Genomic DNA, 14,087 nt, shown 5'->3' on the forward strand with positions numbered 1-14,087 from the left:
CTTAGAGCTCAAGCGGCGGTTCGGCCGGTTTCAGGAAGCGCTCGACGGTCGCGGCCCCGACGGCCTCGACTGAGGCGGGTGACCATTGCGGATTGCGGTCCTTGTCGATGACGGCGGCGCGGATGCCTTCGAAAAAGTCGGGATTATCCAGCATCTGCAGGCAGGCGCCGAGTTCGCGGCCGAGGCACTCGGCAAGTGAGGCGCTGCGGCGACCGGCTCTCAGCAACGTCAAGGCCAGCTTCAGGCTGGTCGGTGAGCGGGTCAGCATCACCCGGCGCGTCTCGGCGGCGAAGTCACCCTCCTCGCCTGCCAACGCTGCCAGGATCTCCTCGACAGTGTCGAAACGGAAAGCGCGATCGATCATCGCCGCATTCTGGCTGAGCCGGCTTTCTCCGGCAGGCTCGGAAAGCGCCTGAAGCACTGCATCGACATCGCCGGAGGCGCTGCCGCGCGGCAGGGCTGACAAAACATCGATCACCTCGCCAAGCCGCGACGAAGCGATCTGAACGTCGGCAAGACCCGCATGGATCGCGTCGGCCGCACCAATATCGAGCCCGGTCAGGCCGAGCCATGTTCCAGCCTCGCCTGATGCCTGCGGCAGCAGCCAGGTGGCGCCGACATCGGGAACATAGCCGATGCCGGTTTCCGGCATGGCCAACCGCGTGCGCTCGGTGACGATGCGGTGGCGGCCGTGCGACGACAAGCCGACGCCGCCGCCCATGGTGATGCCGTCCATCAGCGCGACATAGGGTTTGGGGTAGGAGGCGATCTGGTGGTTGAGGCGGAATTCCTCGCGCCAGAAGCTTGCCGCCAGGCCGTCGCCAGCCCGGGCGCTCTCATGCAGGGCGCGGATATCGCCGCCGGCGCAGAGGCCGCGTTCGCCCTCCCCCGTTATCACGACGGCCGCCACCTGGTCATCCCCGGCAAAACCATGAAGCGCCTCGGCGATCGTCCGGATCATCGGCAGCGTCAGGCTGTTCAGCGCCCGCGGCCGGTTGAGCCGGACGAGGCCGGCAATTCCCCGCCGTTCAATGATGATTTCGCCGTCCTGCATGGTTCACCTCATCCTTTGCGATAGGAATAGCCGAGGACGAGGCGTGGCTCCAGTCGATTCAAGCTTGGTTCAGGCAGACAGCGATTTGCGGGCGGAAGCGGCGCTCTCGCACTTTGCAGCATAATCGATGGCAAGTTCCAGCGGCAGCGGCCGGGAGAAATGATAGCCCTGTGCCAGGCGAACGCCCATCGCCTTCAACCCTTCAGCGATCGTTTCGCTTTCGACCCCTTCGGCGACGGAGGCAATGCCGAGATTCTGGCAGAGATTGGCGACCGAGCGGGTGATGTTCATGCAGCGGGCATCGCGATCGAAATTCATCACGAAGGCCTTGTCGATCTTCAGCTTGTCGAAGGCAAGACGGTGGATATGGCTGAGGCTCGAAAAGCCGGTGCCGAAATCGTCGAGCGCAATCGATATGCCGGCGGCGCGCAGCATTGTGATGACCCGGTCGGCGGTGTCGAAATCGGAGAGCAGCGCCGTCTCGGTGATCTCGAACTCGATGCGCCTGGGATCGATGCCGGAGCGGGTGATCATGGCGAGCAGCGCCATCGAGGTTTCGTGGTCGCAAATATCGCGCGCCGAGAGATTGAAGGAGAGCTTGAGATGGCGTGGAATGATCGCCAGCGCTTCGAGCGCCTTGGCGAACAGGATGCGCGTCATCCGGCCGATGACGGCGGTGCGTTCGGCAGCGGGAATAAAGGCTTCCGGACTGATGCGGCCGAAACGGGCGCTGTCCCAGCGGGCAAGCGCCTCGTAACCGACGACGCGGCCGCTCTTCAATTCGACGATCGGCTGATAGTCGAGTTTCAATTCCCTGACGAAATCGCCCGCCTGCAGCTCGAGTTCGATCAGGTAGCGCTGCGTCAGGATCTTTTCGTGTTCGGCCGAGAAAAATTCGACGCCGCTGCTGCGCTTGCTCTTGACCTGGTAGAGGGCGAAATCGGCTTTCTCGTAGAGATCTTCGGCGGTGTATTCGCCGGCGTCGGGATAAACGATGCCGCAGGAACCGAAAACGCGAACCGAGCCGTCGGGGATTTCATAGGGATCGCGGACGGCGGCGCAGAGCGCCTGACCGAGATCGGCGATCGCCTGGCGTGTCATCGAACAGGGGAAAATGATGCCGAATTCGTCGCCGCCGAGACGCGAGACAATGCCCTCTTCGCCGACCAGCGCGGTGAACCGGCGGGCCGTCTCCTTGAGCACGAGATCGCCGGCGGCATGGCCGAAGACATCGTTGACCGGCTTGAAGCCGTCGAGATCGAGAATGCCGATGATGGGCGGCCGGGACGGGTGCTTCTGCAGCCGCTGTTCCAGCGAGAGGAAGAAGCTGCGGCGGTTGGCAAGGCCGGTCAGCTGGTCATGCAGTGCGTTGCGGCTGTTGACGAGGTTCAGCTCCTCGGCTTCCGCCCGCTTCTGCTTCAGCTCCTCGGTCAATTGCACGAGGCCGACGAAATTCTGGAAATAGCTGTCGATCACCCGGAGAAAAGGGAGGATCAGGAACAGGCCGCTGACGGCGGTGGCGACGAAAACCGGATTGCCCGAGAACATGAAGGTCGCGACCATGGCCGAGAAGGTGATGATTGTGGTGAGCACCGCCGCCAGCGGCAGATGCATCAGGCAGAAGATGCAGGAAATCCCGGTCACCACCAGGAAATAGGCGATTTGGCCCTGCTGGTAAGCATCGCCATACTGGTAAAGCGCGATCGCCCAGCCGCCGAAAGCAACGCACAGGATGCAGGCGCCTGAGATCGTGACCTTCATCAGCCTGTAGGCCCGTTCGGCGGTGACATGCTTGCCCCTGGTTTCCCACCAGCAGAGCCGGAAGACACAGACGACACTCAAGCCGACCGGAATATAACACGAGAGCCAGAGGGGCGCGGATTGGAGATGGGTGACTGCCACCGCAAGGGCATTGATGATCAGGAGGACATAGAGAATGGGGATCTGCGACGACAGGGCCTGGAACTGCGCCGTCAGAAAGGTCGGATTGTCTTTTTGCAGCCGCAAGGAGGCTAGAAAGTTCCTCATCTTCTCTTTTTCCGTGGCCGGAGCCAGAAGAATGCTCGATTTTTCCCTATTCACGTCATGTCATGCAGGTCCCGCAGGCACGGGGATGATCAACAGGCGACCGAGGCAAAGCCGCCGCGCACTCTTGCCGGAAGCGCTTCAGAAAGACGCGGCGGCGAGTGCCCGGTGAATGCTGTGCAGGTCGTCGACATTTCTGTTCGACAGGAACAGTTCCCAATCGAGCGAACTCTGGACGATGGTTTCGAGCGAATCGTGCTTCGGTTTCCAGTCGAGCACCTGGCGGGCGAGCGAAGCGTCGGCGACGACGCTGGCCGAATCGCCGGCGCGGCGCGGCGCCATGTGGATCTTGAAGGAATGGCCGTGCAGGCGGGTGACCATGTTCAACACGTCAAGCACGGAATAGCCGCTGCCATACCCGCAATTGGCAACGAGCGAGCCTTTGTCCCTGCGCAGGTGCTGCAGCGCTTTCACATGCGCGTCGACAAGATCGCTGACATGGATGTAGTCGCGCACGCCAGTGCCGTCATGGGTGGGATAATCGATGCCATAGACACTGACGCTGTCGCGCCTGCCGAGAGCGGCCTCGCAGGCAACCTTGATCAGATGGGTGGCGCCTGAGGTCGACTGGCCGGCGCGGTGATCGGGATCGGCGCCGGCGACGTTGAAGTAGCGAAGCGCGACATAGTTGAAATCATAGGCGGCGGCGGCGTCGCGCAGCATGAATTCGGTCATCAGCTTCGACTGGCCGTAAGGATTTTCCGGATTGAGAGAGGCCGTTTCCTTCACCGGCAGGTCGCTCTTTTGCTGACCGTAGACGGCCGCCGTCGAGGAGAAGACGAAGTTTCGGATGCCGGCCTTGACCGCAGCCGAAAGCAGCGCCCGGGTCTTGCCCGAGTTGTTGTCGTAATAGGAGAGCGGATCGGCGACCGAAACCGGGACGACGGCGGAGCCGGCGAAATGGATGATCGCCTCGATGTCGTTTTCGATGAAGATCTTTTTCAATATGTCGGGATCGGCGACGTCGCCGAGGTAGAAACGCGCCGCCGGGGCCACGGCCCAGCGAAAGCCGGTGGAAAGCCGGTCGAGCACGACCACATCCTCGCCCGCATCGAGCAGCGCCCAAACCATGTGACTGCCGATATATCCGGCGCCGCCCGTCACCAAAACCGCCATGTCCCGCATCCCTGCTTTGTTTTATAGCAGGGGCATCAGGCCCGGTTTTTCTTTCCAATTTTCTTATCGAATGGCCGTTCGAGGCCCTTTGAACCGGTATGTTTGCAGTCGTGGTTAGGGGTCGATTTCGGGCTTTGTTCAAGTTTTATCGATCCGGCGATTCCGGCACAAAATCGCCCAGTCGGACGGCTTCTCAGCGCTTGAGGATATAGTCGCAGAGGCGCTCGGCGGCGATCGCTATCTGGGCGGGATCGCGCAGGAAACAGGCGCGCAGGAAGAGTTCGCCGCCGGCGCCGAAGGCGGCTCCGGGGGCAAGACCGACGCCCGTCTTGTCGACGATATCGATGGCAGCGTGGCGGCTATCGGTGATGCCGTCGATCTTCAGGAAGGCGTAAAGCGCCCCGTCCGGCTTCAGCGTCTCGACGCGGTTGGTGGCGACAAGCGCATCGCAGAGAATATCGCGGGAGCGGGCCGCCTTAGCGATATTGGCAGCGACGAAATCGTCGCCCTGATCGAGGGCTGCGACAGCGCCCTTCTGCATGAACTGCGCCACGCCCGACGTCGAATATTGCACGAGGTTTTCGAGCACCTGGCCGATTTCGGGCGGGGCGACGATCCAGCCGACCCGCCAGCCGGTCATCGACCAGTTCTTCGAGAAGGAATTGACGAAGATGATCTTATCGTCCGGCTGCATGACGTCGAGGAAAGAGGGAGCGCGACCGCCCGGATAATAATAGAGGGCGTAGATCTCATCGGCCATGATCCAGAGATCGTGTTTACGGGCCAGCGCCAGGATGTCGCCAAGATCCTTCTTCGTCGCCGTCCAGCCCGTCGGGTTTGACGGCGTGTTGACGAAAATGCCCCTGGTCTTCGGGGTGATGGCGGCTGCCAAGCGGTTAAGATCGACAGTCCATTTACCGCCTTCGAACTGCAGCTCGACGCCGACGGAGCGGGCACCCGCGATCTCGAGGGCGGCGGCGATATTCGGCCAGGCGGGGCTGAGATAAACGAATTCGTCACCCGGCGAGGTCAGGGTCTGCACGGCGATCTGGATCGCCTGCATGCCGGAACCGGTGACGTAAAAATGTTCGACGGGAAGCCGGACGTCGAAATGTCTGGCGTAATAATCCGCAAGCGCCTGGCGAAGTTCGGGAATGCCGCGCTGCCAGGTGTAGAAGGTCTCGCCTGAAGCAAGCGCATCCATCGCCGCCCTGCTGATGAAATCGGGCGTCGGCAGATCGCCTTCACCCACCCAGAGCGGCAACAGGCCTTCGCGGCCGCGGGCATAATTGACGACTTCAACGATCCCGCTTTCTGGCGCCGCCATGGCGCGCGGGCTGAGGCTCTTCACGATCGACATGCATCTCTCCGGTTTCCGCCTTCATAAAGGATTTATGCCGGCAAATCCCATGACAACAAGTGATGGCCTATCGATTTTGGTGATGAATGGGCGTTGCCCTGATGGCAAGGCCGAACGCTCGTCAGACGGTCGGGCGTCTTGCCAAGAGATCACGGATCTCAGTCAGGAGCTGGACATCGGCGGGCGGCGGCGGCAACTCTTCCGGCGCTTTCTTTTCCTGGCGCTCGACCTGTGCGCGCAACGTATTCACGCCCTTGACCATCAGGAAGATGATCCAGGCGAGAATGAGGAAGTTGATGAGAACGGTGAGGAAGCTGCCATAGGCAAACACCGCCCCTTGCGCGCGGGCGGCGGCAAGCGTCGGGGCGTTGACCGCTGACGATAGCGGCAGGAAGTAATTCGAAAAATCGAAGCCGCCGAAAATGGCGCCGACGATCGGCATGATCAGGTCGTCGACCAAAGACTTGACGATGCCGCCGAAGGCGCCGCCGATGATGACGCCGACGGCAAGATCCATGACATTGCCGCGGGCGATAAAGGCCTTGAACTCATTGAGCATCGGATCCGTCTCCCTCTGATGCAGTTCAACGATATGCAATTGTTTTTATTAGCACCATCTTCACCGCAATTAATCAATCGGCAATCGCAATTATTTCGCCATACCCCGGTGGGTTCTTTGACTTAAGGCCTAGACGGTCGGGAATTTTCAAAGCACCTGAAATAACTTAAGCTGATCCTGTTGCGGGAGGTCCCGGCGGGTTCCCGCCGGCGGAGGGTCAATGCTTCCAGGCTGGGTCATATTCGCGTCTGCCTTCGGCTATCTGCTCCTGCTTTTCGCCGTGGCAAGCTATGGCGACCGCAAGAACCGCGGCCAGGGCACGCTCGATCGCGGCCCGGGCGCGTTGGAAGGCGAATGGCCGGTCGTCTATGCGCTGAGCCTGGCGATCTACTGCACTTCCTGGACCTATTTCGGCAGCGTCGGGCTTGCCGCGCAGCGCGGATTGGAATTTGCCGGCATCTATATCGGCCCAATCCTGGTCTTCACGCTCGGCATGCCGCTGCTTCGCCGCATCATCGAGCTCGCCAAGGCGGAGAAGCTCACCTCGGTGGCCGATTTCGTCGCCGCGCGCTACGGCAAGAACCCGACGGTCGCGACGATCGTGGCGCTGATCTCGCTGATCGGCACCATTCCCTATATCGCGCTGCAGCTGAAAGCGATCTCCAGCACCGTCAGCGCCATGGTCAATCCGTCCGACTACGGCATCGGCAGCGGCAATCTCTATTTCCTCGACCTGCCACTGCTCGCGACGCTGGTGCTTGCCTGTTTCGCCGTCATGTTCGGCACCCGGCATACGGATGCGACGGAACACCAGGATGGCCTCATCCTCGCCGTCTCGATGGAATCCGTCGTCAAGCTCGTCGCTTTCCTGACGGCCGGCATCTGCGTCATCTGGTTTCTTTTCGACGGTCCGGCCGACCTCTGGCAAAAGACCGTCGATAACGAACTGGTCATGTCGGCGCTCAACTACCATACGCCGATCAGCCGCTGGATGACGCTGATCCTCCTGTCGGCCTTCGCGATCATCCTGCTGCCGCGGCAATTCCATGTGACCGTCGTCGAAAACCGGACGCCGAAACAGCTGAAACTCGCAGGCTTCCTGTTTCCCACCTACCTTATCGCCATCAATCTCTTCGTGCTGCCGGTGGCGATCGGCGGGCTGCTGACCTTCGGCGGCGCCGGCAATGCCGATTTCTATATGCTGTCGCTGCCGCTTGCCGGTGAGATGCCGGTGGTGTCGCTGATCACCTTCATCGGCGGCTTTTCCGCCGCCACCGCGATGGTCATCGTCGATTCCGTGGCGCTGTCGATCATGGTGTCGAACGACATCATCATGCCGATTTTCCTCAGGCGCAAACTCGCCGGTCGCGCCAGCCAGCGCGACAATTTCGCCAAGACGCTGCTCAATATCCGCCGCAGCGCCATTTTTGCGGTGCTGCTGTTCGGCTACGCCTACTACCGCTCGACCGACAGCACCGCCGGCCTTGCCTCGATCGGCCTGCTCTCCTTTGCCGCCATCGCGCAGATCGCGCCGGCGCTGTTCGGCGGGCTGATCTGGCGGCGGGCGAATGCACGCGGTGCGATCCTCGGGCTTTCCTCCGGCTTCGTCATCTGGATCTACCTGCTGTTCCTGCCCTCGCTCGGCGGCCCCGACTATTCCTATGTGGCCAGTGCCGTGCTCGGCTTCATCTTCCCCGGCACGACGCTGTTTACCGCGGCCGATGCCGATCCGCTGGTCAATGCGACAGTCATGAGCCTGCTCGTCAACACCGCCTTCTTTATCGTCGGCTCGCTCACCCGCAATGCCAGGCCGCTGGAACGCATCCAGGCCGGCATCTTCGTCAAGCGGCATTCGCGCTCGCAATTTGCGACGCGCGGCTGGAAGACCCGCATCAGCGTCGGCGATCTCAAAGCAGCGATCTCGCGTTATCTCGGCGAAGAGCGCATGCAGCGCTCGTTGACGACCTACGAACAAAGCTCCGGCCGCAAGCTGGAGGACGAACAGCCGGCCGATATGGCGCTGATCCATTTCAGCGAACAACTGCTCGGCAGCGCCATCGGCTCGTCCTCGGCAAGGCTGGTGCTGTCACTGATCCTGCAGAAGATCGAGGATGCCTCTTCCGACACCGCCTGGCTGCTCGACCAGGCGAGCGAGGCGCTGCAATATAACCAGGACATGCTGCAGACCGCACTTTCGCAGATGGATCAGGGCATTGCCGTCTTCGACAGTTCCAACCGGCTGACGATCTGGAACCGGCGCTTCCGGCAATTGCTGGATCTGCCGGAAAGTGCCGGCCAGGTCGGTTTCCCCCTGGCCGACATTGTCACCACGCTCAGCCAGCGCGGCGACATCGCCCCCGGCGATCTCACTCAAACGGTGCGGCATTTCCTGACGCTCGACAAACCCTTTTCGCTGGTGCTCGGCGGCGGCGAGCGGATCATCGAGGTGCGCTCCAACGCCATGCCCGACAAGGGTATCGTCGCCACCTTTACCGATATTACCCAGCGCGTCGGCGCCGACCAGGCGCTGAAACAGGCGAACGAGACGCTGGAGCAGCGCGTCGCCGAACGCACGGCGGAGCTTACCCGCGTCAACCATGAACTCGGCGAGGCACGCGCCGCCGCCGACGAGGCGAATATTGGCAAGACCCGCTTTTTCGCCGCCGCCGGTCACGACATCCTGCAACCGCTGAATGCCGCCCGGCTCTATTCCTCGGCACTGGTCGAGCGCATGGCGCAATCCGACAACAGCCCGATCGTGCGCAACATCGATTCGGCGCTGGAATCGGTCGAGACCATTCTCGGCGCGGTGCTCGATATATCCAGGCTCGATACCGGCGCCATGCGGCCGCGGCTTGCCGCCGTCAAGCTCTCCGAGCTGCTGGAGCGGATCGAGACCGATTTCGCGCCGATCGCCCGTGAAAAACAGCTGAAGCTGGTGGTCATGCCGACCTCGCTCAGGGTCCGCTCCGACCCCAACCTGCTGCGCCGCCTGGTGCAGAACCTGGTTTCCAACGCCATCAAATACACGATCACCGGCAAGGTGCTGGTCGGCGCGCGGCGGCGCGGCAGCCAGGCGATCATCCAGGTGATCGATTCCGGCATCGGCATTCCGCCGTCGAAATTCCGCACGGTGTTCAAGGAATTCGCTCGGCTCGACGAAGGCGCAAAAACCGCCTCCGGCCTCGGGCTCGGGCTGTCGATCGTCGACCGCATTGCCCGGGTGCTCAACCATCCGGTCGAGCTGCAGTCGACACATGGGAGGGGCACGGAATTCCGCATCGCCATGCCGCTCGACATGTCCCGCCCGGCCGAGGCGGCGACGGCCGTCACGCCCGCCGACCGGCCGGGGCAGCCACTCAAGGGGCTGAAAATCCTCTGCATCGATAACGAACCGAAGATCCTCGAAGGCATGCGGCTGCTGCTCAGCGGCTGGGGCTGCGAGGTCAGGGCGCTCGACGGCCTCGCCGACGTGATATCAGGCGACGGTCGTGACGGGCCGCCGGATCTCGCCATCGCCGATTATCATCTCGACGACGGCACCGGCATTGCCGCGATCCTGCATCTGCGCCGGCAGTTCGGCGCCGATATCCCCGCTTTGCTTGTGACCGCCGACCGCACGCCTGAAGTGCGCAGTGAAGCCGAGCGATACGGCATCGCCGTCCAGCACAAGCCGGTGCGGCCGGCAGCGCTGCGCGCCTATATTACCCAGATCTCCGGCCTCAAGCGCGCGGCCGCGGAGTAAGAGGCAAGCTCAATCCGTCGTGGACATAAGGCGCGAGACGAGATCGCGCACCCGCGCTGTATCCGGCATGTCGCCGAACAGGATGCGGTACATGATCGGCGCGACAACCTGATCCATGACGAGATCCACATCCGGAAAGACCTCGCCGCGGGTCTTTGCCCTCTCGGCGATGAGGACGATCTGCTGGCGGGTATATTCGCAGCATTTGCAGGCATTAACCGCTGCCTGCGCCGCCAGCACGTCGCGGATCATCTCGCGGCCCGGCCCGGAGGACATTTCCTCGGCATATTGCTCTGCCCAGGCTTGAAGATCGGCCTTGCCGCTGCCGGCATCGACCGGCTGCATATCCGGCCGAAGCCGCTCGACGGCAACATCGGCGAGAAGCTCCTGCAGATCCCCCCAGCGGCGATAGATGGTCGACGGCGTCACACCCGCCCGGGCGGCGATTAGCGGTATCGTCACCTCGGCACGGTTCATTTCGGCCAGCAGTTCGCGGACCGCCTTGTGGACCGATGCCTGAACCCGGGCGCTTCTGCCGCCTGGCCGGAGATTCTCTTTTACCGACATGCACTTTTCATCCCTTGACGCCCCATGGTTCAAAATCTTTGACAGAACCATAAACGCAAATAATTTGCCTTTGCGATACGTCCGCCCTACATGGAGCTAACGCAACGGCTTAGCTTTAAGGGGCTTATATATGGTCGCCGCAGCCAAATCCACAAAGAATGCGCAGCACCCCTCGATCGGCTTTCATGCGCTGACGCTCGCCACCTTCTTCGGTGCTTCCGCCGCGCCGACGCCGCTCTATCGGATCTATCAGCAGAACTTCTCGCTCTCGCCGGTGCTGATCACCGTGGTCTTCGCCGTCTACGCCTTCGCGCTGCTGGCGGCGCTTTTGACCGTCGGCTCGCTCTCGGACCATCTCGGCCGCAAGCCGGTGATCTTTTTCGCCCTGGTGCTCGAAATCATCGCCATGGGCCTCTTCGTCGCAGCCAGCGGCCCGGGTTGGCTGATTGCGGCGCGGATCGTGCAAGGTATTGCGACCGGGATTGCCGGCGCCTCGCTCGGCGCCGCGCTCGTCGATGTCGACCGGGTAAAGGGGCAGATCGTCAATTCGATCGCGCCGCTTTGCGGCATGGCGGTGGGCGCGGTCGGCACCAGCGCCCTGATCCAATACGGCCCTTTCCCAATGCATCTCATTTACGCGCTGCTGCTTCTTGCCTTCACGATGCTGGCAGTCGCCATCTGGCTGACGCACGAGACCGGTGGCAGGCGACCGGGGGCGCTCGCCTCGCTGATGCCGCGGATCGCCATTCCCGCGCAGGTGAAGCAGCCGCTGTCGCTGGTGACGCCGATCAACATCGCCAACTGGACGCTTGCCGGTTTCTATCTCTCGCTGGTCCCGTCGCTGGTCGCCAGCACGACCGGCAGCGGCGCGCCGCTGACCGGCGGGGCCGTGGTGACGGCGCTGATGGTCAGCGGAGCGATCGCCGTCTATCTCAGGCGGGGCAAGGCGGCATCGGCCAATCTCGGTTTCGGCGTGTCGGCCAAGACGCTCGGCATTCTGACGGTCGTTGCCGGCGTGCATCTTGCCAATGTGCCGCTGCTTCTCGTCGGCACCGTCTTTACCGGCGCCGGTTTCGGCACCAATTTCCTCGGTTCGATCGGCACCATCATGCCGCTTGCCAAGGCGGATGAGCGGGCCGGGCTGCTGTCAGCCTTCTACGTTCAGAGTTATCTCGCCTTCAGCCTGCCGGCGATCCTCGCCGGCTTCCTGGCGAAATCGGCCGGTTATGCGCTGACGACGGATATCTATGCGACGGCAATCCCGCTGTTGATGGGCGCCGGACTGATCGGCATTCGCGCCGGCCGCCGGAAGGCGGCGGAGAGTGCCGTCTAAGGCGCAGTTTGCGGCTGGAGATCCAGCAGCGCGCGGCCGCTGCCATCCATGGCGAAAGGCACCGAAGCGTGCTGGTGGGCGACCAGCCAGCGGCCATCCCGCTTGACGAGGCCGAGGGTCTGGCGGAACCAGAGATCGACCTCGGTGCCGTCGGTCTTCGTCCCGGTCATGCGGGTGAGACCGCTCCAGAAAGCGACATCCCCGCCGAGCGTCAGCTTGGCATCGCGCACTTCACCGCCGATCGGGCCTTGCCAGGTGTCGAACCAGGCCCGCAGGCCCGTCTCGTCCTTGCCGTTGATGACCAGCGGCGGCGCCAGCGAAAACTCAACGGAATCTTCGGCCTCATAGGAAAGCGCCTCCTCGGCATTCTTTTCTCCCAGCGCCTTGGCCCGCATCATCAGCATGGCAATGACCGCCTCTTCCTCGTGCCTGGCATTCGCTTCGTCTTTCACATCAGTTCTCCTTATCCGCTATGGACCGAGGACGAACGGGAGGATGACGATCCGACAAGGATGCATTTATTTTGCTTCAGAGATAACTCGTCACTTCAGGTTCGTTCCACCAGGCGTCATGCCTGCCGTCGTAATAACGGACTGGCAGGGCCGCCAGTTCCTCAGGGGTGATATCGTCGAGACAGGCAATGTTGATCGAGACATAGGCGCCGCCGATCGCCTCGACATAACCGTCGCCGAAGGCCGGCACGCCGCAGGTGCGGCAGAAGCGGTGATGGCCGCTCATCGTGTTGAACTGGTAGTCGGATGTCTCTGCCGCGTCGCACATCAGCCGGAAATCCTCCGGCTTGACGTTGGCGCCCCAGTAACGCCGCTTGGCGCAGATCGAACAATTGCAGCGGCCGGTGCCCTCTTCGACGTCCATGTCCACCTCGTAGTGTACTTTGCCGCAATGGCAGCTTCCCTTGTAGGTCTTCTTCATGGCGGCCTCCTCCTTCGGCATTGCCTTCATCAACTGTATATGACAATATGTTGTCACTATGGATGAGATACAAAATAGACAACATGTTGTCAAACAAAATCGACCGGAGCGGACGATGGAAGGGAATGCCTTTTCCGCTTTCGCGATCACAGCCCTACGCCTCGCCGGCCATCTGACGGCGGCCGGCGACCAGCTGGCAAAGCCCGCAGGACAGACAAGCGCCCGCTGGCAGGTGCTGGCCGCGGCACGGCGCGGCGACATGTCGGTGGCGCAGATCGCCCGGGCGCTCGGCCTCGCCCGCCAGGGCGTGCAGCGGCTTGCCGATGTGCTCGCGGCTGAAAAGCTGATTGCCTATGCCGACAATCCGCAGCACCAGCGGGCGAAGCTGGTGCGGCTGACGGCGGAGGGGGCGGCGCGGCTGGGGGTGATCGAGGTGGCTCAGGCGGGGTGGGCGGACGGTCTGGGCTCCGCCTTCACGACGGCGGAACTCGATGCCGCACGGGCGGTGATGGCGCGGGTGATGGCGATGCTGGAGAGTGACGGGGCGGCTGGAGATTAAGGTGCGAAGGATGCTTGAGGAGGTGCCGCGGGCGATTTCTTGCGAAATGGGCACAGCAGCCACCCAGAAACGAAAAAAGGCCGGGCTAACCCGACCTTCCCTTCCATCTCAACGGACCGTGCCAGTACATCCGTGGTCACGATCCGGAGATGATATTCAAAGCTGCGCGTCCAATCGGACGCGCTATCGCTTTAAGCCGGCGCATAATCCTTTCCGAAAATCGATTCCGATTTCGGGGTTATGCGCTAAGGCTCAGGCCGCCTGGAGCCGGTCTGCCGACATCTTGCCGGACTTGTTGTCGCGGACGAGCTCGTAAGACAGCTTCTGGCCATCCTTGAGATCGCGCATGCCAGCGCGTTCAACGGCGGAGATGTGGACGAAAACGTCGGCTGCGCCGTCATCCGGCTGAATGAAGCCGAAGCCCTTGGTTGCGTTGAACCACTTTACGGTACCAGTGCTCATGACGATATCCTTTTCGAATCGTTCATAGAAGATTGCAGCCCGGACAAATGCCCAAGCGGCGATGAAAACCGATTTTGGAGGAAGTTCGCCAGGAACGACGCGAGCGCCGTTTCAAAGTTCATCTAGCAAGATCGATGCGTGAACGTTTAATCGGAAATTGTGTCCGTGACAAGGCGTCGGCAAGGAAAATTAGAATTCGTGCGGATTGAGGAAATCGAAGGTTTCTTTGGTCTTGTGCCGTTGGCACCCCCTTGTAACTTGACGCCATCCGCCGGCAGCCTAGCTAGCGCTTGCGGTGATGGAGCTGAGCCCGC

Annotated in this window: 12 protein-coding genes; 3 read left to right on the forward strand and 9 right to left on the reverse strand. The window is 62.1% G+C overall.

Annotated elements, in window-relative coordinates:
- Position 1: 1 nt before the first annotated feature.
- From ATY29_RS07980 to mscL, 5 genes are all read right to left on the reverse strand, one after another.
- Positions 2-1,054, reverse strand: coding sequence for an enoyl-CoA hydratase/isomerase family protein (locus tag ATY29_RS07980; protein WP_097535764.1), 1,053 nt, complete (start codon positions 1,052-1,054; stop codon positions 2-4).
- A gap of 69 nt (positions 1,055-1,123) precedes the next feature.
- Positions 1,124-3,082: a putative bifunctional diguanylate cyclase/phosphodiesterase gene (locus ATY29_RS07985; protein WP_025415294.1), complete on the reverse strand. Its 1,959-nt coding sequence runs from the start codon at positions 3,080-3,082 to the stop codon at positions 1,124-1,126.
- Between the two features lie 138 nt (positions 3,083-3,220).
- Positions 3,221-4,255: a UDP-glucose 4-epimerase GalE gene (galE, locus tag ATY29_RS07990; RefSeq protein ID WP_003570481.1), complete on the reverse strand. Its 1,035-nt coding sequence runs from the start codon at positions 4,253-4,255 to the stop codon at positions 3,221-3,223.
- Positions 4,256-4,448: 193 nt separating this feature from the next.
- The gene (locus ATY29_RS07995; protein WP_003570484.1) at positions 4,449-5,615 is read right to left on the reverse strand and encodes a pyridoxal phosphate-dependent aminotransferase; all 1,167 of its coding nucleotides are present in this window, start codon (positions 5,613-5,615) and stop codon (positions 4,449-4,451) included.
- 121 nt (positions 5,616-5,736) lie between these two features.
- Positions 5,737-6,174 carry a large conductance mechanosensitive channel protein MscL gene (gene mscL, locus ATY29_RS08000; protein ID WP_003570485.1) on the reverse strand — a complete coding sequence of 146 codons (438 nt, stop codon included), beginning with the start codon at positions 6,172-6,174 and terminating at the stop codon, positions 5,737-5,739.
- A 220-nt stretch (positions 6,175-6,394) separates the two neighbouring features.
- On the opposite strand from mscL, the gene ATY29_RS08005 reads away from it, so the two are divergent.
- Positions 6,395-9,919, forward strand: a complete 3,525-nt coding sequence (locus tag ATY29_RS08005) for a PAS domain-containing hybrid sensor histidine kinase/response regulator (RefSeq protein WP_097535766.1) — start codon at positions 6,395-6,397, stop codon at positions 9,917-9,919.
- Between the two features lie 9 nt (positions 9,920-9,928).
- Here ATY29_RS08005 and ATY29_RS08010 read toward each other — a convergent pair whose 3' ends face one another.
- Positions 9,929-10,486, reverse strand: coding sequence for a TetR/AcrR family transcriptional regulator (locus ATY29_RS08010; RefSeq protein ID WP_003570487.1), 558 nt, complete (start codon positions 10,484-10,486; stop codon positions 9,929-9,931).
- A gap of 130 nt (positions 10,487-10,616) precedes the next feature.
- Here ATY29_RS08010 and ATY29_RS08015 point away from each other — a divergent pair, with 130 nt between their 5' ends.
- Positions 10,617-11,819: an MFS transporter gene (locus ATY29_RS08015; RefSeq protein ID WP_097535768.1), complete on the forward strand. Its 1,203-nt coding sequence runs from the start codon at positions 10,617-10,619 to the stop codon at positions 11,817-11,819.
- Here ATY29_RS08015 and ATY29_RS08020 read toward each other — a convergent pair.
- On the reverse strand, positions 11,816-12,271 hold the full coding sequence (locus tag ATY29_RS08020) for a YybH family protein (protein ID WP_003570489.1): 456 nt from the start codon (positions 12,269-12,271) through the stop codon (positions 11,816-11,818). The genes ATY29_RS08015 and ATY29_RS08020 overlap by 4 nt on opposite strands.
- A gap of 76 nt (positions 12,272-12,347) precedes the next feature.
- Positions 12,348-12,752, reverse strand: a complete 405-nt coding sequence (locus ATY29_RS08025) for a GFA family protein (RefSeq protein WP_003570491.1) — start codon at positions 12,750-12,752, stop codon at positions 12,348-12,350.
- Between the two features lie 115 nt (positions 12,753-12,867).
- Here ATY29_RS08025 and ATY29_RS08030 point away from each other — a divergent pair, with 115 nt between their 5' ends.
- Entirely contained in the window at positions 12,868-13,311 is a 444-nt protein-coding gene (locus tag ATY29_RS08030) for a MarR family winged helix-turn-helix transcriptional regulator (protein WP_003570493.1), read from the forward strand.
- Between the two features lie 252 nt (positions 13,312-13,563).
- Here the strand turns inward: ATY29_RS08030 and ATY29_RS08035 are convergent, their stop codons facing one another.
- Positions 13,564-13,773 carry a cold-shock protein gene (locus ATY29_RS08035; RefSeq protein WP_003545273.1) on the reverse strand — a complete coding sequence of 70 codons (210 nt, stop codon included), beginning with the start codon at positions 13,771-13,773 and terminating at the stop codon, positions 13,564-13,566.
- Positions 13,774-14,087 lie beyond the last annotated feature (314 nt).

It is taken from the genome of Rhizobium hidalgonense, assembly GCF_002914525.1.
In the GTDB taxonomy this organism is placed as follows: domain Bacteria; phylum Pseudomonadota; class Alphaproteobacteria; order Rhizobiales; family Rhizobiaceae; genus Rhizobium; species Rhizobium hidalgonense.

Coding starts and splice junctions, on each gene's coding strand:
- ATY29_RS07980 (WP_097535764.1), bottom strand. CDS start 1,054: ATGCAGGACGGCGAAATCATCATTGAACGGCGGGGAATTGCCGGCCTC.
- ATY29_RS07985 (WP_025415294.1), bottom strand. CDS start 3,082: ATGAGGAACTTTCTAGCCTCCTTGCGGCTGCAAAAAGACAATCCGACC.
- galE (WP_003570481.1), bottom strand. CDS start 4,255: ATGGCGGTTTTGGTGACGGGCGGCGCCGGATATATCGGCAGTCACATG.
- ATY29_RS07995 (WP_003570484.1), bottom strand. CDS start 5,615: ATGTCGATCGTGAAGAGCCTCAGCCCGCGCGCCATGGCGGCGCCAGAA.
- mscL (WP_003570485.1), bottom strand. CDS start 6,174: ATGCTCAATGAGTTCAAGGCCTTTATCGCCCGCGGCAATGTCATGGAT.
- ATY29_RS08005 (WP_097535766.1), top strand. CDS start 6,395: ATGCTTCCAGGCTGGGTCATATTCGCGTCTGCCTTCGGCTATCTGCTC.
- ATY29_RS08010 (WP_003570487.1), bottom strand. CDS start 10,486: ATGTCGGTAAAAGAGAATCTCCGGCCAGGCGGCAGAAGCGCCCGGGTT.
- ATY29_RS08015 (WP_097535768.1), top strand. CDS start 10,617: ATGGTCGCCGCAGCCAAATCCACAAAGAATGCGCAGCACCCCTCGATC.
- ATY29_RS08025 (WP_003570491.1), bottom strand. CDS start 12,752: ATGAAGAAGACCTACAAGGGAAGCTGCCATTGCGGCAAAGTACACTAC.
- ATY29_RS08030 (WP_003570493.1), top strand. CDS start 12,868: ATGGAAGGGAATGCCTTTTCCGCTTTCGCGATCACAGCCCTACGCCTC.
- ATY29_RS08035 (WP_003545273.1), bottom strand. CDS start 13,773: ATGAGCACTGGTACCGTAAAGTGGTTCAACGCAACCAAGGGCTTCGGC.